Source organism: Candidatus Magnetaquiglobus sp., assembly GCF_058402785.1.
Map to the genome: position 1 here is coordinate 61197 of NZ_JBZVFG010000004.1, position 24282 is coordinate 85478.

The 24282-nt window shown below is 63.9% G+C and carries 13 protein-coding genes; all 13 read left to right on the forward strand.

Annotated features, from left to right (window positions below; all coding sequences use genetic code 11):
* Positions 1-79 precede the first annotated feature (79 nt).
* Positions 80-1996 (forward strand): methyl-accepting chemotaxis protein, encoded by a 1917-nt coding sequence (locus ACV4UY_RS02565; protein ID WP_491606095.1) that lies wholly within the window; start codon positions 80-82, stop codon positions 1994-1996.
* 33 nt (positions 1997-2029) lie between these two features.
* Complete coding sequence (cheB, locus tag ACV4UY_RS02570) at positions 2030-3079, forward strand: chemotaxis-specific protein-glutamate methyltransferase CheB (protein ID WP_491606096.1); 1050 nt, start codon at positions 2030-2032, stop codon at positions 3077-3079.
* Complete coding sequence (locus ACV4UY_RS02575) at positions 3076-4650, forward strand: CheR family methyltransferase (RefSeq protein ID WP_491606097.1); 1575 nt, start codon at positions 3076-3078, stop codon at positions 4648-4650. Before cheB ends, ACV4UY_RS02575 begins: the two co-directional genes overlap by 4 nt.
* Positions 4640-6925 (forward strand): hybrid sensor histidine kinase/response regulator, encoded by a 2286-nt coding sequence (locus tag ACV4UY_RS02580; protein WP_491606098.1) that lies wholly within the window; start codon positions 4640-4642, stop codon positions 6923-6925. The genes ACV4UY_RS02575 and ACV4UY_RS02580 overlap by 11 nt, the downstream gene beginning before the upstream one ends.
* Before the next feature lie 15 nt (positions 6926-6940).
* Complete coding sequence (locus ACV4UY_RS02585) at positions 6941-7309, forward strand: response regulator (protein WP_491606099.1); 369 nt, start codon at positions 6941-6943, stop codon at positions 7307-7309.
* Between the two features lie 43 nt (positions 7310-7352).
* Positions 7353-9029, forward strand: a complete 1677-nt coding sequence (locus ACV4UY_RS02590; RefSeq protein ID WP_491606100.1) for a GGDEF domain-containing response regulator — start codon at positions 7353-7355, stop codon at positions 9027-9029.
* A gap of 138 nt (positions 9030-9167) precedes the next feature.
* Positions 9168-9683, forward strand: a complete 516-nt coding sequence (locus tag ACV4UY_RS02595) for a chemotaxis protein CheW (RefSeq protein WP_491606101.1) — start codon at positions 9168-9170, stop codon at positions 9681-9683.
* On the forward strand, positions 9680-10084 hold the full coding sequence (locus tag ACV4UY_RS02600; protein ID WP_491606102.1) for a hypothetical protein: 405 nt from the start codon (positions 9680-9682) through the stop codon (positions 10082-10084). The genes ACV4UY_RS02595 and ACV4UY_RS02600 overlap by 4 nt, the downstream gene beginning before the upstream one ends.
* Positions 10081-11268, forward strand: coding sequence for a BaiN/RdsA family NAD(P)/FAD-dependent oxidoreductase (locus ACV4UY_RS02605; protein WP_491606103.1), 1188 nt, complete (start codon positions 10081-10083; stop codon positions 11266-11268). Before ACV4UY_RS02600 ends, ACV4UY_RS02605 begins: the two co-directional genes overlap by 4 nt.
* Positions 11269-11318: 50 nt before the next feature.
* Positions 11319-17027, forward strand: coding sequence for a PAS domain S-box protein (locus ACV4UY_RS02610; RefSeq protein ID WP_491606104.1), 5709 nt, complete (start codon positions 11319-11321; stop codon positions 17025-17027).
* Positions 17028-17048: 21 nt separating this feature from the next.
* Positions 17049-18104, forward strand: a complete 1056-nt coding sequence (locus ACV4UY_RS02615; RefSeq protein WP_491606105.1) for an HD domain-containing phosphohydrolase — start codon at positions 17049-17051, stop codon at positions 18102-18104.
* 2 nt (positions 18105-18106) lie between these two features.
* Entirely contained in the window at positions 18107-20257 is a 2151-nt protein-coding gene (locus tag ACV4UY_RS02620; RefSeq protein WP_491606144.1) for a PAS domain-containing protein, read from the forward strand.
* Positions 20258-20262: 5 nt separating this feature from the next.
* Positions 20263-24282 (forward strand): response regulator, encoded by a 4020-nt coding sequence (locus tag ACV4UY_RS02625; protein WP_491606106.1) that lies wholly within the window; start codon positions 20263-20265, stop codon positions 24280-24282.

The window sequence follows — 24282 nt, forward strand, 5'->3', positions numbered from 1 at the left end:
GGTGGGCGCGGGTCGTGGGCGATCGTCAGCCACGCCTCATGGCCATCCTGTTCGAAATCATCATCAAACGAGGGTAGGCATGCTGCATCAATTACGTCTCTGGGCCAAGATCATGGTGGCGATGGGCTTTGCCATCGTGCTGGTGGGGCTTCTGTTGACCACGGACAACCTCCAGAACATGAGCGATCTGATCCGCCAGTCGGAACGGACCGCCCTGGATGCCCACCTCAAGGCCGCTCACAACGCCATCGCGGCGGAAAGCCGCTCCGCGGTCACCATGAGCGCCCTGGTGGCCAGCATGCCTCTGGTCCAGGAGAAGTTCGCCGCCGGCGATCGCAAGGCGCTGGCCGAACTGTTCGTGCCCGGATATCCGGACCTCGCCAAGCATCACGGGGTGGAGCAGTTCCAGTTCCATACCCCGCCGGCCACCTCCTGGCTGCGGGTTCACAAACCGGAAAAGTTCGGGGACGATCTCTCCACCTTCCGGCACACGGTGGTGACCACCAACAAACAGCAGAAGATCTCGTCGGGTCTCGAGGGGGGCGTAGCCGGACTCGGCGCGCGCGGCGTGGTGCCGCTTTTGCACAACGGCAAGCATCTCGGCTCGGTTGAGTTCGGCCTTACCTTCGGTCAACCCTTTTTCGACACCTTCAAGCAGCGCAACGGCGTGGATGTCGGCATGCATCTGCTCGACAAGGACGGCTTCAAGACCGTGGGATCCACGTTGGGGGGCAAACCGCTCCTGGAAGCGGATCTGTTGAAAAAGGTCATGAACGGCGAACCGATTCTGGAGCATCGGGAGCTTCACGGCGAGAGCCATGCCGTGCTGGCTGCGGAGATCGCCGATTTCTCCGGCAAATCCATCGGCGTCCTGGAGATCGCCATGGAGAGCACCGCCTATCAGGAGGCGTTGCGACACGCACGCCTCTCCTCGTTCGGCATGGGCGCGATTTCGATCGTGATCGGCCTGCTGCTGGCCATGCTCATCGCCCGGCATCTGGTGGGACGCATCCAGGCCGTGACGCAAGGGGTGAACCGGGTCGCCTCGGGTGATCTGACCATGGCCATCCCCTTGACGGGACGCGACGAGATCGCCGATCTGGCTCATGCCACCGAAGAGATGCGCCTGAAACTCCACGAGATGGCTGCCGAGGTCGATGCCAGGGCCGGACAGGTGCATCGTGCCGCGCGCGAGATCGCCGACGCGATTTCGGGTCAGGCGACCACCACCAGTCAGATGTCCTCGTCGGTGGCCGAGATCACCTCCACCATGGAGGAGCTTTCCGCCTCCTCGACCCAGATCGCCGAGCAGGCCAAATCGGTGGTCGATATCGCCAACCAGACCCTGGACGGCAGCCGCAAGGGGTCCGAGGCGATGCAGACGGTGATGGGACGGATGAACGACATCCGCGACGACCGGCAGATGGTGTTGAAGGAGATCGTCGATCTGGGCGCCAAATCCAAGCAGATCGGCAAGGTGATGGAGATCATCAACAATCTGGCGGATCAGACTCGTCTGATCGCCTTCAACGCGGCCCTCGAGGCTTCGAGCGCCGGCGAGGCGGGGCGTCGTTTTTCGGTGGTGGCCAGCGAAATCCGCCGGCTGGCCGACAGCGTGACCGACTCGACCAAGGAGATCGAAACCAAGATCAACGAGATCCAGGATTCGATCAGCCGCCTGGTGGTGAACACCGAACGGGGTTCGGTGGGCATCACCGCCGGCACCACCGCCTCGACCCACACCGCCGAGCGACTCGGCGAGATCGTCAAGGCGGCCACCCATGCCAGCCATTCGGCGCAACAGATCTCGCTTTCCACCCAGCAACAGAAGATCGCCAGCAATCAGGTGGTGATCGCGCTGCGGGAGATCGTCACCGCCAGTTCGGTGACCGCCCAGTCGATCACCCGTGTTTCGGGCGTGAGCCGGGAGATGCTGGGACTTTCGGAGCGTCTCGAGGAGATGGTGCGCCAGTTCAAACTCACCAAGGAAGGATGACGGGACAAACCTCGGGTGGGAAGGTAACGGAAAATGATTCGCGTCGTCATTGCCGATGACAGTGTGATGGCCCGTCAGATCCTGCGGCAGATCCTGGAAGATGCCGGCGGGATCGAGGTGGTGGGCGAGGCGACCAACGGACGGCAGGCCGTGGAGTTGGTGCGCGCGTTGCAACCGGATCTGGTCTCCATGGACCTGGAGATGCCGGTGATGGGGGGGCTCGGGGCGATCGAGGAGATCATGTGCGCCAAGGCGGTGCCGATTCTGGTGGTGAGCAGCGCCGCCGGAGCCCGCGAGGCCCTGGAGGCCACCACGCTCGGAGCCCTGGAGGTGATCGAAAAGCCGGGTTTGGTTGGCGAGTCGGCCACGCTGTTCGTGGATAAGGTTCGTCTGTTGGCCGGGGTGTCGGTGGTGACGCGCCTGAAGCCGAAAAACCTCTCTCCCAGGCCTCCGGTGGTGCCGTTGTCCCACGATGCCTGCCATCCGTTCATCTATCCGCGTTTGTTCGCCATCGCCTCCTCCACCGGCGGCCCCCAGGCACTGGCCAGGATTCTCACCGCGTTGCCGAGCGATTTTGCCTGTCCGGTGCTCATCGCCCAACACATCTCCGACGGCTTCGCGGGCGGACTGGTGGAGTGGCTGGCCACGGTGACCCGGCTGCCGGTGCGTCTGGCCGAGGACGGGGACTCCCCGCGGGCCGGCGTGGTCCACATCTCCCCTTCGGAGATGCACCTCACGGTCACTCCGCAACGTCGTCTGGCCCTGCTGAAACGGGTCGATTCGGACATCTACCGACCGAGTTGCGACCGGTTGCTCGCTTCCACCGCCGAGGTGTTCGGATCGCGTGCCGTGGGGATCATCCTGACCGGCATGGGCAGCGATGGCGCGGCGGGAATGCTGAGCATCCACCGCAAGGGAGGCGTCACCCTCGCCCAGGATGAAGGCACCTCCCTGATCTACGGCATGAATCAGGTGGCCATTCTTGCCGGCGCGGTGCAACGGATCGTGCCGTTGGATCTGATCGCCCCGGAAATGGTCCGCCTGACCCAGACCGACCTGGCGTTCGCGGAGATCGGACGATGACCCTCGATCTCGCCCCCTTCAAGACCCTGATCAAGAACGGCTGCGGTCTGGTTTTCGAGACGAGCAACGAAGCCAATCTGGTCCGCGTGCTTCATGAGCGGCTGGGCGCCTTGAATCTTTCTCCGCGCCTTTATCTGGATCGTCTGCGCGCCAGCGATCAGGAGTTTCGGGAGCTGGTCAATCGGTTGACCATCAACGAAACCTTTTTTTTTCGCGAACCCGAGCAGATCCGGTTTCTGGTGGAACGGATCGCGCCACGTTTGTTGTCCAGGCGTCTCCGGCTTGCGCCGGTGCGCATCCTGAGCGTGGGGTGTTCGTCGGGCGAGGAGATCTATTCGCTGGTCATGGCCTTGAACGAACACCATGGCGAGGAGATTGGCGCGCGCTTCACCTTCGCGGGATGCGACATCGACGACACGATTCTGGCCAAGGCGCGCCGTGGCTGTTATTCGGATTTCTCCTTTCGCGGCGTGGAGCGGTACTGGCGTGAACGTTTCTTCACCAGTCAGGACAAATCCCACTGTCTGCATGAACGGATCAAGCAGGCGGTCACCTTTCACCAGTTCAACGTGGTCACCGAGCCGATTCCGACCCGGTTCAAGGGGATCGACATTCTCCTGTTCCGCAACGTCTCCATCTACTTCGATCCGGCGACGCGTCTGGAAGTGTTGCGGCGCATCGCCTCGATGCTGAACGAGGAGGGGGTGCTGATCGTCGCGGCCTCGGAGACGCTGGCCAACGATCTGGGCGTTCTGCGCCTCGTGGAGGAGGAGGGTCAGTTCTATTTCATCAACGCCGCACTCCCCGAGGAGGCGCGTCCGCCCGTGCCCCTGGTGGCGTCGTCCCCGTCGTTCCCGATCGTGGCGCCCCACCCGACGGTCGGGCGCGATCCGACGATTTCGTCCCCGTTGCCGGTGGAGGCCTTCCCCTCTCTGGATGCCGCGCGCCATGCGGCGATTTCGTCCCCGTTGCCGGTGGAGGCCTCCCCCTCTCTGGATGCCGCGCGCCATGCGGCCCGATTCGATGCGTCCGACGGGCGTTTCGACCAGGCGCGTCGTCTGGTGGACGAAAAATGTCATGACGAGGCCCGCGCACGGCTCGATGAACTGCTCGCCAGCGATCCGGGCCATGTCGGTGCGTCGTTGCTCCGGGCCTATCTTCTGATCGAACGTCGTGAATTCGCGCAGGCCGAAAGCGTGGCCCGCATGGCGTTGACGATGAATCCGGACTCCATCGATGCCCTTCTGCTGCTGGGCGTGGCCGCGAAATGGCAAAAAAAGAGCCATGAGGCGATTTCCTGGTTCAAGCAGGCGGTCTATCGGGCCCATCACTGCTGGCCGGCCCATTATCATCTGGCCGAACTGCACCGTTTCGGCCACGAATTCGAACGGGCGCGGCACGGCTATCGGGTGGTGTTGCAACTGCTTTCCGAGGGGGGAGGAGAAACCGGGTTGAACCATGTGCCGCCGGGACTGCCATTGGCCGAGGTGCGATTCCTGAGCGCCCATCAGCTGGAGAAGATGCGCGCGGTCGGTTCTTCTGCCGGAGTCATGGCGACCCATGGCCCTTGACCTGAAAAAGTTCATCACCCGCTTCGTGGAAGAGGCGCGGGAACATCTCCGGCAGCTGGGCGAAGGGGTGGCATCCCTCGAGTCGGGGGATGCCGGCGTGGTGCATGCCATGTTCCGTTCCGCGCATACGATCAAGGGCTCGGCGCGCATGCTCAAGCTGGATCCGATCACCGAAACCGCCCATCGGGTCGAGGATTTTTTCGCCAGTCTGCGCGAAGGCCGGGTACGTTTCCAGGCCGAGTCGGGCGAATGTCTGCGCCAGGCGCTGGATGCGCTCTCCGCTCAGGTGGACATTCTGGCTGAAACCCCGGATGGGGCGCGGCTGGCTCCATCCGATCCGGGGTTGTTGGCCACCCTGATCCGTCTGGCCGCCGAGGAGTCCCCGTCCGTGACGCCGGAAAGCGTCCCCGCCCAGACCAACCCGGCACCGGGCGTTTCGGCGGGCGTGCCGGAGCGTTCCGACGCCCCGACCCCGCCCGAGTCGGATGTCCGCTCAACGCCGCCCCCGCCGCCCCCCTCCCCCGTCGTCACGCGGGACCGGACGCCATCCAAACCGGAGGGAGCGCGCGAGGAGTCGCGTTTGAAAAACGTCGAGACCGTGCGCGTGCGTCTGGAGAAACTCGACGAGTTGATCAAGCTCATGGGGGAGCTGCTCTCCAGTCACGCCCGCATGCGCCAGAGGCTGGTGGAGATCGCCACCCTGGATCGACAGCTGGCCACCAGCGGCCTGGAGGGGTCCGTGACGGTTCCGTTGCACCTGTTCGCGGGACGGTTGCGCGAGGATGTGCTGGATCAGGAGTCGCTGATGACCGAGCTGCACGACAAAACCCTGATGATGCGCATGTTGCCGTTGGCGGTGATCTTCGAGCCCGCCCAACAGTTGGCGCGGGATCTGGCCCGTTCGGTGGGCAAGCAGGCGATCTGTCAGACCCGCGGCGCGGAGATCGAGCTGGACCGACGCATCATCGACAAGCTCTCCGATCCGTTGATCCATGTGATCCGCAACGCCATCGATCACGGTCTGGAGACCCCAGATATCCGGCTGGCCGCCGGCAAGCCGGCCCAGGGACGGTTGACGTTATCGGCGCGTCAGGAATCGGGACAGGTGGTGATCGAGATTCAGGACGACGGTGCCGGGATCTCTCTGGAGCGGGTCCGGGCCAAGGCGCTGCGCATGGGGTTGGTGAACGAGGAGAGACTGGCGGCGCTCACCGAGCGAGAAACGCTGGATCTGATCTTTCTGCCCGGTTTTTCCACCACCACTTTCGTGACCGATCTTTCCGGGCGCGGGGTGGGCATGGACGTGGTGCGCCAGACCGTGCTCGAGGAGCTGCGCGGGGCCATCGAAATCGATACCGTGGCGGAGGTGGGCACCACATTGCGATTGCGGGTGCCGTTTTCGCTGGCGATGATGCGGGTGCTGCTGGTGGAGGTGAACGGAGCCCATTACGGCTTCACGGCCCGGCATGTGGGTGCGATCCGGCGTCTGTCCCGCTCGGCGGTGATCTCCCTGGGCGATCGCGACATGGTGATCCTGGGCAATGAGTTCGTGCCGTTGCTCCGGTTGAGCGAACTGCTCGACGCGCCGGGAGCCGTCAGTCCCGGTTCGGCGCCCCGTACCCATGCGGAGGAGCGGTTCGGGATGCTGGTCGTGGTGCTGGCGATCCGGGATGAAAAGCTCGCCCTGGAGGTCGATGACCTGGTGGATGAGCACGACATGGTGATCCACCCCATGCCGGAGCTGCTTCGGATGGTGCCGTTGGTGTCGGGACTGGTGGTCACGGGTGAGAACGCCCTGGTGAGCGTGTTGCATGCCCCTGGTCTGCTGGAGCGGGCGAGACGTTTGCGGGGTGGCCATGTGGCGACGATCCCGGAGCGTCGCGAGCCGGGACACGACCGGGTTCTGGTGGTGGACGACTCTCTGAACACCCGTGAGATCGAAAAGGACATGCTTGAGGCGTGTGGTTTTCGGGTCACCCTGGCCGAGGATGGTCTGGACGGTTTGCGGCATGCGTTGGCCGAGGAGTTCGACGCGGTGCTGACCGACGTGGAGATGCCGGGCATGGATGGTTTTTCGCTCACCGAGCGGTTGCGGCGTGAGGATCGCTATCGGGACAAGCCGATCATCATCCTGACCTCCCGCGACCGGGAGGAGGACAAGCAGAGGGGCATGCGCGCCGGCGCGGATGCCTATATCGTCAAGGGGGATTTCAGTCAAGGCAATCTGGTGGATACCCTGCGCACCCTGTTGGGGTGGCGTGGTCACGGGGGATGAGGGAGGAGTCGAGACATGCGCATTCTGGTGGTGGATGACGATCCGGTGGCCGGGGAGATGTCCCTGGCGGTGCTCGAAGGGTTGGGGCACGAGGTGGAATGGGTGGAAAATGGTCTGGATGCCTTGCGGGCGCTTGACACGGGTGGTGATTTCGCGATGATCATCAGCGACATGAATATGCCTCTGCTCTCCGGGATCGATCTGTTTCGGGAGTTGCGGGAGCGCGGGGACGATCGCCCCTTCATCCTGCTCACCGGGGATGATCCGGAAGGTCCCCTGACCAGGGAACCGCGTCTGGATGGGTGCATTACCAAGGATTTCACCCTGGAGGAGAGTCTCTCCAGGGTGATCGACGAGGTGCGGGCGCGCCGCCGCGATCTTTAGCGGCAAACGCTTGGAAAACAACCTGGAAAAGTTGGATGATTCGATGGGAACGGGACTGTCATCGGTGCAAGAGCGGATCAACCGGCTGCGGGCTGGGTTCATCGATCAGTTGCCGGAGCGGATCGCCCAGGCGCGGGGGAGCGTGGCAACCCTGAAGAGGCGCCCGGATGATCCCGGCGCGCGCGAGGAGCTGCATCGCTTCTTTCATGGCATCAAGGGCACCGGACGTTCGTTTGGTCTCAAGGAGTTGGGTGTGGTCGCCGCCCAGGGCGAGGCGTGGATCATGCGTCACGATGCCGGGGAGGATGCGATTTCTCCCGAGGCGTGGCTGGAACAACTCGAGGAGTATCTGAACCTCCTCTCCTCCATGGCCGAGGAGATCGGCAACAACCAGCGACAGACCTTGCCTCCCGCGTCGGAGTGTCCATGTCCCGTGGCGGGCGAGAGCGACGAGGATGGTCTGGAGCGGCGCGGACGGGTGGTTTACGTCTGCGATGACGACAAGTTGATGCTCGATCAGCTCTCCATGCAGCTGCGCTGTTTCGGTTTCAAGGCCGTGACCTTCGCCGATACCCGTTCCCTTCGGAACGCGGTCATGAACCATCCGCCCGACGCGGTGATCATGGACATCATGTTCCCTTCCGGACACGATGCCGGCACCGAAGTGGTGGCTGCGCTGCAACAGGAGATCGGACGGGAAATTCCGACCATTTTCCTCTCCTCCCGCACCGATTTCTTCGCGCGTCTGGATGCGGTGCGCGCTGGCGGGGATGCCTATTTTCTCAAGCCGGCGCGCACCTTGGAGCTGGTCTCCTCCCTGGATGAGCTGACCACGCCCCGCCAGGCCGATCCGTTCCGGATTCTGGTGGTCGATGACGAACCGGAGATCGGCGCGTATCACGCCCTGATTCTCGAGGGGGCGGGGATGGTGACCCGCTGTCTGCACGATCCGGGGCGCATCCTGGAGGAGTTGCGCGAGTTTCGTTCCGATCTGGTGCTGATGGACATGTACATGCCGGCCTGCAACGGTCGCGACCTGGCGCGGTTGATCCGGCAGATTCCCGATTACGTCGGGTTGCCGATCGTTTTTCTGTCCGGCGAGACCGATCGCAAGAAGCAGGATTCGGCCATGCGCATCGGCGCGGAAGGTTTCTTGACCAAGCCGGTCCAGCCCGCGGATCTGATCACCGCCGTGGCGGTGCGCGCCGAACGGATGCGCACGTTGCGCTCCCTGATGACCCGCGACAGCCTGACCGGACTGTTCAACCACACCACCACCTCGCAACTCTTGGACAACGCCATCGCCAGCGCCCAGCGCAACGATGCCACGCTCTGTTTCTCGATGATCGACATCGACCATTTCAAATCGGTCAACGACACCCATGGTCATCCGATGGGCGATCAGGTGATCATGGCCCTTTCGAGGGTTCTTCAGCAACGGTTGCGCAATTCCGACGTGGTGGGACGGTACGGCGGCGAGGAGTTCGCGGTCATCCTTCAGGATGTCTCGTTGGAACGGGCGGCACGTTTGATCGATGATCTGCGGCTTGATTTCGGCAAGCTGGTCTTTCAATCGGCCCAGGGGAGTTTTTCGTGCACCTTCTCCGCCGGCATCGCCAGCCTCACCCAACACGGTTGTCTGGAGACCCTGCGCGAGGCGGCGGATCGGGCGTTGTATCTGGCCAAGCACCACGGTCGCAACCGTGTGGAGGTGGATTGACCGACGATGACCCCAACTGTCGCGGGGGTCCGGAGACCGAAGACCCCCGGCTTGAGTGCGGAGGCAGAGCCTCCGAGGTTTTTCCTTGTTCTTGAACGCAGGGGTTCTGAATGGTGACGAATGGGAGTCGTTTTTCGCATGCAACCCACCCTGGATGAGATTCTCGCCCAACCCCGCCCCTCCCGTGAGGCCATCGTCTCCGTGGACGAGGAGACGCGCAAGTGGGTGATCTTCGAGCTGGCCGGAGAGCGTTTCGGGTTTCAGGGGGAGCGGGTGCGCGAGATTCTCGCCCGTGCGCGGGTCTTCTTCGTGCCCGGATGTCCGCCCAGCATGGAAGGGGTGATCAACGTGCGCGGGGATATCGAAACCGTGATACGTCCCCACGCGCTGTTGCACTTGCCGGACGGGAGGGATGAACCGGGACGCGCCTCGACGATCCTCATCGGTCGTGGCGAGGGGATCACCAGCGGCATTCGCGTCGATCGGGTGGTGGATCTGCTCGATCTGCCGCAAAGCGCCATCCAGCCGCTGCCCGTCACCCTGCCCGAGGCGTGGCGGGGGTTGGCCATCGGCGTGACCCACCACGACGGGCGGGCGGTGACCCTGCTCGATCTGGTTTTGCTGCTCGCCGCCTACGCGCGTGGACTCGGATGAACGAGGCCAGCATCCTGGATGTGGTGCTCTTTCTGGCGGGTGGTCATCCCATGGCCCTGCCGGCGGGTCAGGTGCGCGCCTGCCGTCCCGTCGTTCCCGGATCCGAGTCGGAGGTCACCCCCATCGAACCCCTCCTGGGTCTCGATCGTCCGGATGCAACCGCCGACCACCGACTTCTGGAGGTGGTGCGCGGCGGTGCGGTCGTTACCTGGCGAGTGGGCGGACCGGTCACCCTGCACGCCCTCTCACGAGGCGACATCCACCCCCTGCCCCCCCTTCTGGCCGCGCGTCTGGCCATCTCCGGCCCGCGCGCCCTGGCCCTGCTGTTGCCCGAAGGCGATCCGAACCCCGCGCCGATCCTGTTGATCGATGCGGAGCGGATCGAATCGTCCTCCCGGTGACCGACCAATCCCAGTGGGATCTGATCGTCCTCGGCGCCGGCGCCTCGGGGTTGATGTGCGCCGCGACAGCCGGAAAACGCGGACGCCGCGTGCTGGTTCTCGACCACGCCCGCCGAGCGGGCGAGAAGATCCGCGTCTCGGGTGGCGGACGCTGCAACTTCACCCATCTGGAGAGCCGACCGGAACGCTACCTGGGAATCGATCCCGATTTTCCGCGCGCCGCCCTGAACGCCTATACCCCGCGCGATTTTCTGGCCCTGCTCGCCCGGCACCGAATCGCGTATCGGGAGAAGGCTCCCGGCCAGCTCTTTTGCGACGGCTCCGCCGAAACCATCGTCGCGGTGCTTCTCGAGGAGTGCCGTCGCGCGCGGGTGGCCATCGCCCCCGGTACCGAGATCCGCCAGGTGGAACGGGTGGATGAACGGTTCGTGGTCACCACGGCCAAGGGCGCGGAGAGGGGTGCCGCCCTGGTGGTGGCTCTGGGCGGACGATCCATGCCCAAGCTCGGCGCCACCGGTCTCGGTCATGCCATCGCCCGTCAATTCGGCCTCAAGATCACCCCCTTGAGACCCGGTTTGTGTCCCCTGACCTTCAACGGTCCATGGCTCGAGGCCTGTCGCGACTGGAGCGGCATCTCCCTGCCCGTCTCGATCGCAAGCCCGCGGGCACGCTTCGACGATGATCTGCTTTTCACCCATCGGGGCTTGAGCGGTCCGGCCATTTTGCAGATCTCCTCCCATTGGTTGCCCGGAGAACCCCTCGATATCGATCTGGCCCCCGGAATCGACCTGGCCGCACGGCTTCTGGAGGCCAAACGGACCGAATCCAGGGTGTTTCCGCGTACCATATTGTCACGCTTCTTGCCTAAACGACTGGCATGTCGGAAAATGGAGATGCCAGAGGTGGAGGTTCCGTTGGCCGGAGTCGGCGACAAGGTGTTGCGGGATCTGGCCGACACATTCCATCATTGGCGCATCGTGCCGGTCGGCACCGGCGGTTTCGAGCGGGCCGAGGTGACGGTCGGCGGCGTGGATACCCGCGCCATCGATCCCGTAACCATGGGGTGTCGCATGGTGCCGGGACTCTTTTTCGTCGGCGAGGTGTTGGATGTGACCGGATGGCTCGGGGGGTACAATCTGCAATGGGCCTGGTCCTCGGGGCACGCGGCGGGGCGCGCGGCATGAATCCCAGGCGCGGAACGGGGTATGGGATCCCGGGCGGATCGGGTTGGCTGATGCTGGTCTGGCTCCTGATCGGATCGTTCCTCCCCGTCTCCACGAGTCTGGCCGACGAAGATCGCACCTTGCATGCCGATCTGCGCCATCGACCGCCGGAGATGATCGTCGATGGGGCGTTTTTAAGCGGTCCCTTGAAGGATCTGCTCGACGAGGCTGCCGCCCGCTCCGGCTGGCAGGTCGAATGGCACGCCATCCCTTTCCCGGAGAGCCTGGAACGGCTGAAAAAAGGGACCGTGGATGTGGTGCCGCGCGTGATCCGCACCCCGGATCGGGAACCGTATGTCCAGTTCCTGGGACCGGTCAGCTCGCAGCGCAAGGACATCCTCTTCATGGTCCCCAAGGGCCGCGAGGCGAGCATCACCGATTACGAGGATCTGTCCGGCAAACGGATCGGCATCAAGAAGGATACCGCCTATTTTGCCCGTTTCGATGGCGACGCCTCCTTGCGGAAGGTGGCCTCCGACGGCAGCGATTACGCCCTGGCCCGGGATCTGATCGAAGGACGGGTCGATACCCTCGCGGTTCTCGATCAGGGGGCGCTGGAGAGCGCCATGACCGGCTTCGGTTTTTCCGGCTTTGGCTATGCCTTTTTTCGGCATTCTCAAGTCTTGGACAACTATTACGGCTTTTCGAAGTTCTCCCGGAACGCCGAACTCGCCAACGGCCTGAGCGCCACCCTGCAATCCATGGCCATCTCCGGTCGGGTGGCGGAGATCTACGCCAAACACAAGCTCAAGGTGGAGACCCTCTCCCAGGAGAGCATCCTGTTGACCGAGGGGGAGAAGAACTGGCTGGCCAACCATCCCGGTCCCCACAAGGTGGCGATTCCCGCCCCCTGGCCGCCGATCGCCTATCCCGATGAACAGGGTCGGCTCCAGGGGATCGCCATCGATACCTTGAAAACCATCGGCGAGCGGCTCGGCATCGTCTTCGAGATGGTCGCGGATCCTGGAAAAATCCCCGGCGCGGATCTTACCCTGCTCATCGACCGCCAGTCGAAAATCCCCCCCGGACTCCATGTCACCGATCCACTGCTCGCCATTCCCCAGGTGATCATCACCCGTCAGGATGCCCCCTTCCTCGGCAGACTGGAGGGGTTGCACCACCGGCGGACACGGGTGGTGAACGGCTCTCGCGCCCACGAGGAGCTGCTCAAGGAGCATCCCGCCATCCGGCTGGAGACCACGGAGACCCTGCCGGAGGGATTGCGACAGGTCTCCGACGAAGAGGCCCACGCCTTTGTCGGGGATCTTTTCGAAAGCATGCACGAGATTCAGAAGGGCGACCTGAACAATCTCAAGGTGGCCGCGCACACCCAGTTGACCAGGGAGGTGCGGTTTGGCGTGGCCGAGGATCGACCGGAACTGGCGGCGATTCTCAACAAGGCCCTGGCCGCGATGAGCGATCGCGAACGCAACGCCATCCAGAACGCCTGGCTCAACATCCGGATCGAAATCGGCACCGACCTCTCGACCATTCTGGCCTGGGCCAGGCCGGCTATCGGCGGGATCGTCCTGCTGTTTCTCACCTTCATTTTCTGGAACCGACGCCTGAAACGGGAGGTGCGTCAGCGGCGCGAGATCGAGGCGAGCCTGAACGCCGCCCTGGCCGGCGGCGAACTCGGGGTGTGGGATCTGGATCCACGCACCCGGATCATGCGCGTCAACAGCCGCGGAGAGAAAATGCTCGGGTTTCCGCCCGCCGGGGTGATCTCCAGGGATGAGTGGATCGCCAACATCCATCCCGATGACCGGCCCAGGGTGCGGGAGATGGATCGCGCCGTCCTGAACGGTGAAACCACCCGTTACGAGGTGGAGTTCCGCGCCATGACCCAGGATGGCGGGGAACGGCTCCTGCTGGCCCGTGGCGCGGTGATGGACAAGGATGACCGGTGGGGATCGCCGACGCGGGTGGTGGGGACGATTCAGGACATCACCCAACGCCGGGCCATGGAGGATGCCCTCACCGAGTCCGAGGCGCGCAGCCGGTTGCTGCTCACCTCGGTGACCGATGGCATCATCGGCATGGATCTGTCGGGTCGGATCACCTTCGTCAACCCCGCCGCCCTGGCCATGCTGGGATTCACCGAAGAGGAGCTGGCCAAGGCTCCGCTCCACGAAACCATCCACCACACCCGTATCGACGGCACGGTCTATCCCGCCGAGGAGTGCCGTCTGGCCCGCTCCTATCGGGAGGGGGAGACCTGTCACGTCGATGGCGAGATGTTCTGGCGCAAGGATGGCTCCGGTTTTTTCGTCGAATACACCGCCGTGCCCATGTGGCGCGAGGCGGTGCTGATCGGCGGGGTGACGGTGTTTCGCGACATCTCGGCGCGCATGCAGGAGCAAAAAAGGCTGCTCACCCTGTCCAACGCGGTGGAGAACAGTCCGGTGAGCGTGATCATCACCAATCCGACCGGGATCATCGAATACGTCAATCCCCAGTTCACCCGTGTCAGCGGATTTTCCGCCCAGGAGGCCATCGGGCGGTCGCCGAACATCCTCAACGCCGGCATCCAGGACCAGACGTACTACCGTCAGCTCTGGTCCACGATCCACTCCGGGAAGATCTGGCGGGGCGAGATCTTCAACCGCAAGAAGAACGGCGAGCTGTTCGTGGAACAGGCATCGATCTCGCCGATCCGGGACGAAAACGACCGGATCACCCATTTCGTGGCGGTCAAGGAGGATATCACCGAACGCAAGCGGGCCGAGGAGAAGCTGGCCCTGGCCAACTACCTGAGCGAAAACGCGCTCGATCTGACCAAGGCCGGTCACTGGCATCTGCCGTTGCCCCTCGATGTGTTGGGTCACTACAACGCCTCGGAGCGGACCGCGCGCATCTGCGGCGATCCGCCGCGCGAGGGGTGGCGTTACCGCTGGGTCGAGGAGTGGTTCGCCAACGTCCAGGCCGGCAACCAGATGGCCGCGGAGACCACCTGGAGCAACTTCCAGGATGCCTTGGCCGGACGCGTGCCCCGTTTCGACGCGGTTTACGCCTACAAGCGTCCGAGCGATGGCCGCGTGGCCTGGTTGCACACCATCGGTCATCTGGTGCGCGGGCCGTCGGGGGAGCCCACCGACATGTACGGCGTGACCCAGGACATCACCGACACCATGCTCACCACCCTGGAGATCGAACGGCAGCGCGCCACCATGCGGGCGCTGATCAACGCGATCCCGGATCCGATCTGGTACAAGAATCCGGAAGGGGTCTATCTGGATTGCAACGAGGCCTTCGCGGCGCGGGTCGGTCAACCGGTGGATCGGATCATCGAACGCACGGACCACGAACTGCTCGAACCCGAGATCGCCGACCGGTTCCGTGCCAGGGAGCAGGCCACCCTGGCGGATCTCAAGCCCCAGACCGACGAGGCGTGGGTGGTCTATCCGGATGGGAGCCGGGTTCTTCTGGAGGAGGTGCGCACCCCGTTCTGGAACGAACATGGACAACTGTTGGGGATTCTGGGGATCAGCCGCGACATCACCGAACGCAAGCAGGTCGAGGAGAAACTGCGCGAGAATCTGGCGTTGCGGGATCGGATGGCGGATGTGGAGCGGTTCAACCGGCTGGCCCTGGGTCGCGAACGGCGCATCATCGAGTTGAAACATCTGGTCAACGCCATGGCCAAGGAGCGCGGACGGGAGCCGGTGTTTCAATCCCCGGAACAGGATGATCCGCCGGAATCCGCGGAGCCGTCCACCGACGAGCTGTTCCAGCAGCGGCTGGCGGCCTTGAGTCTGGCCGAGGATGCGGAGCGGTCGCGGGTGGAACTGGAGGCCTACAAGGAGCATCTGGAAGAGCTGGTCGATGAGCGTACCCGCGAGTTGACCGTGGCCATGGGCAAGGCCCAGGCGGCGGCCAAGGCCAAGAGCGACTTTCTGGCCAACATGAGCCATGAGATCCGCACCCCGATGAACGCCATCATCGGCATGACCCATCTGGTGTTGCGCACCGAGTTGAGCGACAAGCAGCGCAACCACATCCAGAAGGTGGAGGGCGCGGCCAAGAATCTGTTGGGGATCATCAACGACATTCTCGACTTCTCCAAGATCGAGGCCGGCAAGATGAACGTGGAGCAGGCCGACTTCTCGCTCAAGGTGGTGCTGGATCATGTCAACGACATCTCGCTGCTCAAGGCCCGCGACAAGGGGTTGGACCTGGTGTTCCGGATTCCCTCCACGGTGCCGGATGCTCTGATCGGCGATGGGATGCGGTTGGGACAGGTGTTGACCAATCTGGTCAACAATGCCATCAAGTTCACCGAAAAGGGTCGGGTGCTGGTGGCCGTGAGCCGTATCGCCGACGAGGATGACCATGTGCGGTTGCGGTTCGCGATCACCGATACCGGCATCGGCTTGAGCCAGGAGCAGATCGGCAGGCTGTTCGAGGCCTTTTCCCAGGGGGATGGCTCCACCTCGCGCCGATACGGCGGCACCGGACTGGGATTGAGCATCAGCAGACGGCTGGTGGAACTCATGGATGGCGAAATCGGCGTGGAGAGCGAGCCGGGTGTGGGCAGCACCTTCCATTTCACCGCCCGATTCGGGCTTCGGCATGTGACCTGTCGGGCGGAGCGCGCCGACTCCCAACCCGGCGAGGAGATTCCGGAAGCGGCCCGCTCCGCCCTGATGGGCAGGCATCTGTTGTTGGTGGAGGACCATCCGATCAATCGGGAGTTGGCCCTGGAGTTGCTGCAACTGGCCGGAATCCGTGTCGAGGTGGCGGTCAACGGCGCCGAGGCCCTGACCCGGCTCGACCAGGGGTCCTTCGACGGGGTGTTGATGGATTGCCAGATGCCGGTGATGGATGGGTACGAGGCCACGCGCCGGATCCGCGCCAATCCCAGATTCGCGGATCTGCCGATTCTGGCCATGACCGCCAACGCCATGGTCGAGGATCGCGAGAAGTGCCTGGCGTGCGGCATGAACGACCACATCGCCAAGCCGCTGGATGTGTCGCAACTCTTCGTCACCCTGGCGCGCTGGATCCGGAGCGAACGGCAAGGCACGTCCCCGATCGACCCCCCGGCGCTCGCGCCCACCCCGCCGCCCGCCCCGCCGCCCGCCCCGCCCACGGTTCCCCATCTGCCCGGCGTGGATACCGCCCAGGCTCTCAAGCGCATGGGAGGCAGTCACAACCTGTTGCGCAAGATGATCGTCCGATTCCGTGAAACGCAAACCTCGTTTGTCACCCGTCTGGATGCTGCGGTCAAGGATCGGGAGTTGATCACCGCCATTCGCGAAACCCATACGCTCAAGGGGTTGGCCGCCAATATCGGCGCCACCGATCTGGTCGAGAGGAGCCGCGTGGTCGAGGAGATTCTGAAAAAAGGCGGGGAGCTGGAGGGGTTCGCCGAGGCGCGCGTCGCCCTGGATACGGAGTTGACCCGCCTTGTGCGCGCCATCGATGCGGCGATGGGAGAAAACCACCCCCCTCCTTCTCCTCCGTCACCCACTTTGGCGTCCGCGCCGGTCACGGTGGATCGGGAGGAGTTGGCCACCGGAATGGGCGAATTGGCCGTCCTGCTCGGAGAGTACGACTCAACGGCCAGCGGCAAGGTGTTGGGAATCTCCGAAAAATTGGGAGCCATGGGCATGCATCCGGAGGCGGATCGTCTCAAGCGATTGATCGATCAATACGAGTTCGAGGATGCTCTGGACAAATTGCGGGAAATCGCCCAGAATTGCCAAATCAAGTTGTGATCCCTCTACCAAGATAGCCCAATGTCCACGCACGCCCCTCTGCCGCGGACCATCCTGCTGGTGGACGACATCCCGGACAACATCACCGTGTTGACCGAGATGCTCACCCCCCCGTACCGCACCCGCGTCGCCACCCAGGGAGCGATCGCCTTGCGCATCGCCGCTTCTCCCAATCCGCCCGATTTGATCCTCCTGGATATCATGATGCCGGGCATGGATGGTTACGAGGTGTGCCGTCGTCTCAAGGAGAACCCGGATACCCGCCGGATTCCGGTGATCTTCGTCACGGCCCTCGACGAACTGGAGGACGAACGGATCGGGCTGGAGCTGGGCGCGGTCGATTATCTGACCAAGCCGATCCGACCCACGATCGTGCTGGCGCGGATCAAGACCCATCTGGCGTTGCGGGATCAGACGCTCGAGTTGGAACGGCTGGTGGCCGAGCGGACCGCCGATCTGGAACGCACCCGCCGGGAGATCATCATGCGTCTGGGTCGGGCGGCGGAGTTCAAGGACAACGAAACCGGCCATCATGTCATGCGCATGAGCCACTTCGCCCGTCTGCTCGGACGGGCCGCCGGCATGGGCGAGGAGAGCGCCGACCTGCTCTTCAACGCCGCCCAACTCCACGACATCGGCAAAATCGGCATTCCGGACCATGTGTTGCTCAAAAAGGGCCGACTCGAAGGCGACGAGTGGGCGATCATGAAACGTCACCCGGAGATGGGGGGCGCGATCATCGGGGAACACGACGACGACCTGCTCAAGACCGCGCGCATCCTGGCCCTGACCCATCACGAAAAGTGGGATGGCAGCGGCTATCCCGAGGGACTCGAGGGGGAGTCGATCCCCCTGGTGGGCCGGATCGTGGCGATTGCCGACGTTTTCGATGCCTTGACCGCGGAGCGTCCCTACAAGCCGGCCTGGGAGATCGAGGATGCGCTCTACTACATCGAATCCCAGGCCGGCATCCATTTCGATCCCCGTCTGGCGCCTTTGTTCCGGTCACTGCTCCCGGATATCCTCGCCATCCGGGCGCGATTCGCCGACACACCTCATGCGGATGTCGCCCCGTGACCATGCCATCCCCCATCCCCGCATCGGTTGACCCCCTCCCCTCCGAGTCTGGCGGGGTGGGGCAAACGTCGCATTTTGATGCCGGTTTCATCCCCGCCCTGTTGGCGCGACTCGGCAGATCGGTCCCCATGCTCGTGTTGATCGCCGCCCTTGGGGGGATCGTGCCGTTCTACTGGCTTCAGGCCCGTCCGCTCGCCGAAACCAACGCCTTTTTGCATCAACAGGTCGTTGCGGATCGGGTGACCCGGGAGTTCGCGGCCATGGCCGAGCAGATCGATGCCCTGCTGCTGTCGGTTCGCGATCTGGCCAGGGATGGCCGGATCAGCCTGGATGACACACCCGGCCTCAATGGTCTGCTCATCCCGATCATCCAGAATCACGGACTGATCAGCAGCTTTCATCTGGCCAGCGATGGGGCACGGGAGACCATGCTGCTCAAGAATCCGGAAGGATGGAAGAATCGGCTCTCCGATCTGAACAGGAACCCCAGGCGTCACCAGTGGCTCACCTGGCAAAATTCCCGCACCCCCGCCGGAGAGGAGTGGCGCGAACAGGATTACGACATGCGCAAACGTCCCTGGTTCGCCGGCGCCCTGGCCACCCCGGAAGATCAAATCCACTGGACCGAGCCCTACATCTTCGCCACCACCAGGGAACCCGGCATCACCGCTTCCACCAGCTGGTCGGATCGGGCCAGCGGGCAGCGTTTCGTGGTGGCCTTCGACGTGCTGCTCAACGACATGTCGCGCATGACCACCCGGATGCGCTTCGGCAAGCAGGGATATGTGGCCCTGCTGGCCTCGGACGGCAAGGTGCTGGGTCTGCCGGGCGAGGAGCGTTTCGCGAATCGCGACATCGTGCTTCAGTCCGTGCTGCGCGAATCCGGAAAGATCGGTCTGCCGGTCCTGGCCGAGGCCCTGCGGCTGGCCGCGAACAGCGACGATCGCGAAACCTTCCGGATCCCTCCCGAGATCGTCGGACAGGAAGATGCCTGGCTGGTCGGCCTGCACCCCTTCATGGTGCATCAACAGAAATTCCGGGTGGCGACCTTTGCCCCGGAAAGCGAGAGTCGGGTGATCTCGGGCCATCTGTTGTCGGTTCTGCTGGGGGTGATGGGCGCCATGGCCCTGAGCGCCATGCTGGCTGCGCGCGCTCTGGTGAGTCGCGTCCGCAAACCGCTTCTGCGGGCCTTCGCGGAGCTTGAGTCCAACCATGCCCGTCAGCGGCAATTGACCGCCCGGAGCGTTCTGGTCGGCGAGATCGCCGCCCGTCTGCAACAGGCACACACCCCCCTGGAGCTGGGCCAGACGCTTCTGTCGTCGCTGGCCTCGCCCCTGAATCTGGGACTCGGACTCATCTGCCTCTGGAACGAAACGGAACAACGACTCGTTCCCCTGGCCCGTTACGCGGGGATCGGCGATACGCCGGAGGAGACGGCCCGTCCCGTTGGCGCGCTGCTGAGGCAGTGCGCTCTGGAACGACGTTCGTTCACCCTCGACAGGCCGGGCAAAAGCTATTTCCACATCCGCTCCGGGCTCGGGGACAGCGTGCCGGGCACCATCCTGCTGCAACCGGTGATGCACGCCGGTCGGCTCTTCGCGGTGCTGGAACTGGCCCTGTTCCGCCCCCTGACCGACGAGGATCATGCCCTGCTGGGTGAGTTGCAACCCACGGTGGCCATGAGTCTGGACATCCTGTTGCGCGCCGAGCGCACCGCGGAACTGCTGGCCCAGGCCACCGCCGCCGAGGAGTGGAGCCGGCAGATTCTGGGCGCGGTCGAAGGAGGCATCCTGGGGGTGGATGCCACCGGTCGGATCATCTTCATCAACCGGTCGGCCCTGGCCATGTTCGCCATGCCCGAAGATTCGGCGATCGGCCTGGCGATCGTCGATCTGTTCCATGCCGGCGCCGAGGAGCATCCAGCCTCCGGCGAGACGCCGATCGATCGGACCCTGCGCGATGGTCGCCCGCGTACCCGGCAGGAGGTGCGCTGCCGACGTCGCGACCGGACCCCGTTGCTGGTCGATTACGCCTGCACCGCGATCGAACGGGATGGGCGGATCATCGGCGCGGTGGTGACCTTCGAGGAGAGCGAAACCACCGCGCCCGGTCAGGCGCGGTCCGGCGACTCCGAATCCGGGTCGGTGGGGTGAGCGGCATGCGCATTCAACTGGCCAATCGGATGATGATCGGCATCTACCTGGTGATCGCCTTGTTGAACACCGCCAGTCTGGTCTACCTGTGGGATCTCTCCAAGGAGCGCGATCGGATCGCTTTGTTGCGGGAGTCGGCCTTGCATCAGGCCGATGCGTTGATCGTGGCTTCCAAAAAGATGACCATGCACGTCCGGGTGTTCACCGCCACCGGGGATACCCGCGAAGAGGAGGAGTATTGGCGCGAGGTGCGGCATAACCGGACCCGCGAAAAGGCCGAGGCCGCCCTGATGGCCATGAAGCTCTCCACCGAGGAGATCAGCTGGGTCGCCCAGGCCAAAAGCCATTCGGATCAGCTGATCGATCTGGAGTCCAAGGCCTTCACCCTGATGAATCAGGGTCAAAAGGATGCCGCGATGAAACAGGTGTTCGACGACACCTATCAGCGGGTTCTCCACAATGTCCACGCCCCCATCGAACAGTTCCGGGATCGGGTCGGGTCTCGTCTGTACAGGACCCTCTATCGCATCGATGACCAGATCAGCATCGTCTGGCAGCTCTGTCTCGGGCTGGGGGTGACGAACCTGGTGCTGATCATCGGCGTGTTGGGGATCTACTATCGGCGCTCGATCATCCTGCCCCTGGCACGGCTGAACGAACTGGTGCAGGCGATGCTCTCCGGCGGACACGCCCCATCGGTTCATTTCGGGGCGGCGGCCACCGAGGTGCGGGAGTTGGCCAATTCGCTGGGCGCCTACAGCGTCATGGCGCGTCAGATCGCCAATGAACAGTGGATCAAGGGGCACCAGGCACGCATTTCGGCGGAGTTGCAGGGATCCGGAAACTTCACGGTCCTGGCGCGGCGATTCTTGTCTCAGCTCGCGCCGATCTTGAGAATCGGACACGGGGTGTTCTACATCCACGACGAGGAGTCCAGACATCTGCGTCTGTTGGCCAGTCACGCCTTCCGGGAGCGCAAGGAGTTGTCGCGGGTCTTTGCGATCGGCGAAAGCCTGGTGGGACAGTGCGCGCTGGAACGGACCCCTCTGATCATTCACGACCCGCCGGTCGATTACATCCGCGTGGGCGGTTCGCTGACCGAAACCCCACCCAGGATGATCATGCTGTTGCCGGTGTTGAGCGCCGATCGGTTGATGGGCGTGGTGGAGCTGGCCAATTTCCAGGGGTTCGACGAGCGGGAACAGGCTCTGCTCGAAGCGCTGTTGCCGATCGTGGCGATGAATCTGGAGATCCTGGAGCGCACCGCGCGCACCCAGCGTCTGTTGCAGGCCACCCAGGAGCAGACCACGCAACTGCTGACCCAGGCCGAAAAGCTCGAAGCCCAGCAACGGGTGATCGCGGCCACGGAACGGTGGTTCAAGGGGATCGTGGAATCGGCCCCGGATGGATTGCTGGTGGTCGATGGCCAGGGTCGGATCATCCTGGCCAATGCCCGTGCCGAGGCGATGTTCGGCTATGCCCGAGGCGCGTTGGACGGTCTGGGGGTGGAGACGCTCCTGCCGCTCGGTCCCGAGGAGGATCCCAAGGCCCAACCCTTCTGGCGTGGCGCGGAGGACGGCGAACGGGCCGGCAGGCGTCGGGACGATGGTCCGTTCCCGGTGCAGGTCGGCATTTCGCGTCTGGCGGTCGATGACGATCGCGGCGTCAACATCTGTCTCTCCCTGCGGGACATCAGCCAGCAGAAGGAGGTCGAACGGGTCTTGCAGGAGGCCAAGCGGCTGGCCGACGACGCGGCACGCACCAAAAGCGATTTTCTGGCCAACATGAGCCATGAGATCCGCACGCCGATGAACGCGATCATCGGCATGTCGCACCTGGTGCTGAAAACCGATTTGACCACCCGGCAGCGCGATCAGATTCAAAAAATCTGGCAGTCCGGCCAGCATCTGTTGGGGATCATCAACGATATTCTCGATTTCTCCAAGATCGAGGCCGGGAAGCTCTCCATCGAGCAGACCCCCTTCGAACTGACCAGGGTGCTCGATAACGTCACCAATCTGATCGGCGAGAAGAGCAGTTCCAAAGGGTTGGAGCTGATTTTCGACGTGGCCCAGGATGTCCCGGACGCCCTGATCGGCGATCCGTTGCGTCTGGGACAGATTCTGATCAACTACTGCAACAACGCGGTCAAATTCACCGACCGCGGCGAGATCACCATCGTGGTGCGCAAGCTGGAAGAGCGTTCCAGGGATGTTCTGATGCGCTTTGGCGTGCGCGACACCGGCATCGGCCTCACCCAGGAGCAGATGGGACGGCTGTTCCAGAGTTTCAGTCAGGCGGATGCCTCGACCACGCGCAAATTCGGCGGCACCGGTCTGGGACTGGCCATCTCCCGGAATCTGGCCGCGCTGATGGGGGGCGAAGTGGGGGTGGAGTCCCAGGTGGGGGTGGGATCGACCTTCTGGTTCACGGCCCGACTCGGCAAGGGGCAGAAATCCGAGCGGTTGCTGGTGCCCCGTCCGGACCTGCGCGGACGGCGCGTGCTGGTGGTGGACGACAACGACAACGCCCGCGTGGTGTTGATGGATCTGTTGGGTGGGATGGGCTTCGTGGTCGAGGGGGTGGAAGGGGGCTATCAGGCGATCGACGCCATCCGGGTGGCGGATGGACGCGGCACGCCGTTCGAGATCGTGTTTCTGGATTGGCGCATGCCGGTGTTGAACGGCGCCGAGACGGCGGAACGGATTCAGGAATTGGTCTTGCGGCGCATGCCGCGTCTTTCGCTGGTCACCGCCTATGGACGCGAGGAGGTGTTGAAGGATGCCGAGGAGGCCGGCATCGGCGAGGTGTTGATCAAGCCGGTCAATGCATCGATGCTGCTGGATTGCGTGATGCGACTTCTGGGCGGGGAGCGGAACGACCCCGAGGATGCGGAGCGGCATGCCGGTGAGCCGAGCGATGCGGCCAACGATCTGGCCACGATTGCCGGAGCGCGGATTCTGGTGGTGGAGGACAACGATCTCAACCAGGAGGTGGCCAAGGGGATCCTGGAGGATGCCGGTTTTGTGGTGGAGTTGGCGGACAATGGCCGGATCGCGGTCGAGATGGTGCAACGGCATCGCTACGATGTCGTGTTGATGGATATGCAGATGCCGGTGATGGATGGGGTGACCGCGACCATGGAGATTCGCAAGATTCCCGATCTCGCCGGGCTGCCGATTCTGGCCATGACCGCCAACGCCATGCAACAGGATCGGGAACGCTGCTCGGCGGCGGGGATGAACGATCACGTCGCCAAGCCGATCGATCCGGACCTCTTGTGGCGCGCGCTGCTCAAGTGGATTCCTCCGCGCCAGGTGGTCGCGGCTCCCGTCGTGACGCCACAACCGATCCCCGCTCCGCTTTCGACCGAGCCGGTCTCCGTCGCTCCGCCGCTCCAGCCCGCAGGGGCGGACGGCCTCCCGCGTGACATCGACGGGCTGGATGTCAACCTCGGACTCAAACGGGTGGTGGGCAAGAAGCCCCTCTATCTATCCATGCTGCGCAAGTATCTGGCCGGACAGGCCGATGTGCTCGCCCGGATTCGCGCCTCGCTGGACGCCGACGACTGGATCACCGCCGAACGGGAGGCCCATACCCTCAAGGGTTCCTCGGGGAACATCGGCGCGAGCGGCTTGCAGGAGCAGTCTGGCGGGATCGAATCGGCGATTCGCAATCACGCCGAACGGGAGGCCATCGAAGCGCTTCTCGAGGCGATCGAGCCGCCTCTGCGTACCGTGATCGCGGGTCTTCGACGTGCCCTGCCCGAGGAGTCGTCGCCGATCCAGCCGGTTGCCGCGGCGATCGATCGGGAGCGACTCGCGATCGTGGGTCGGAAACTGGCCAGAGTGCTGGCCGACTTCGGCAGCGAGGCCGAGGAGATCTGGAGCGGGGATGCCTCGTTGTTTCAATCCGCCTGCGGCGCGAACTGGGGTCGCATCGACAAGGCATTGCGGGCCTACGAATTCGAGGATGCGCTGGCCGCGCTCCAGGAGTCTCTCGCCGCCTGCCAGGTGGAGGTCTAG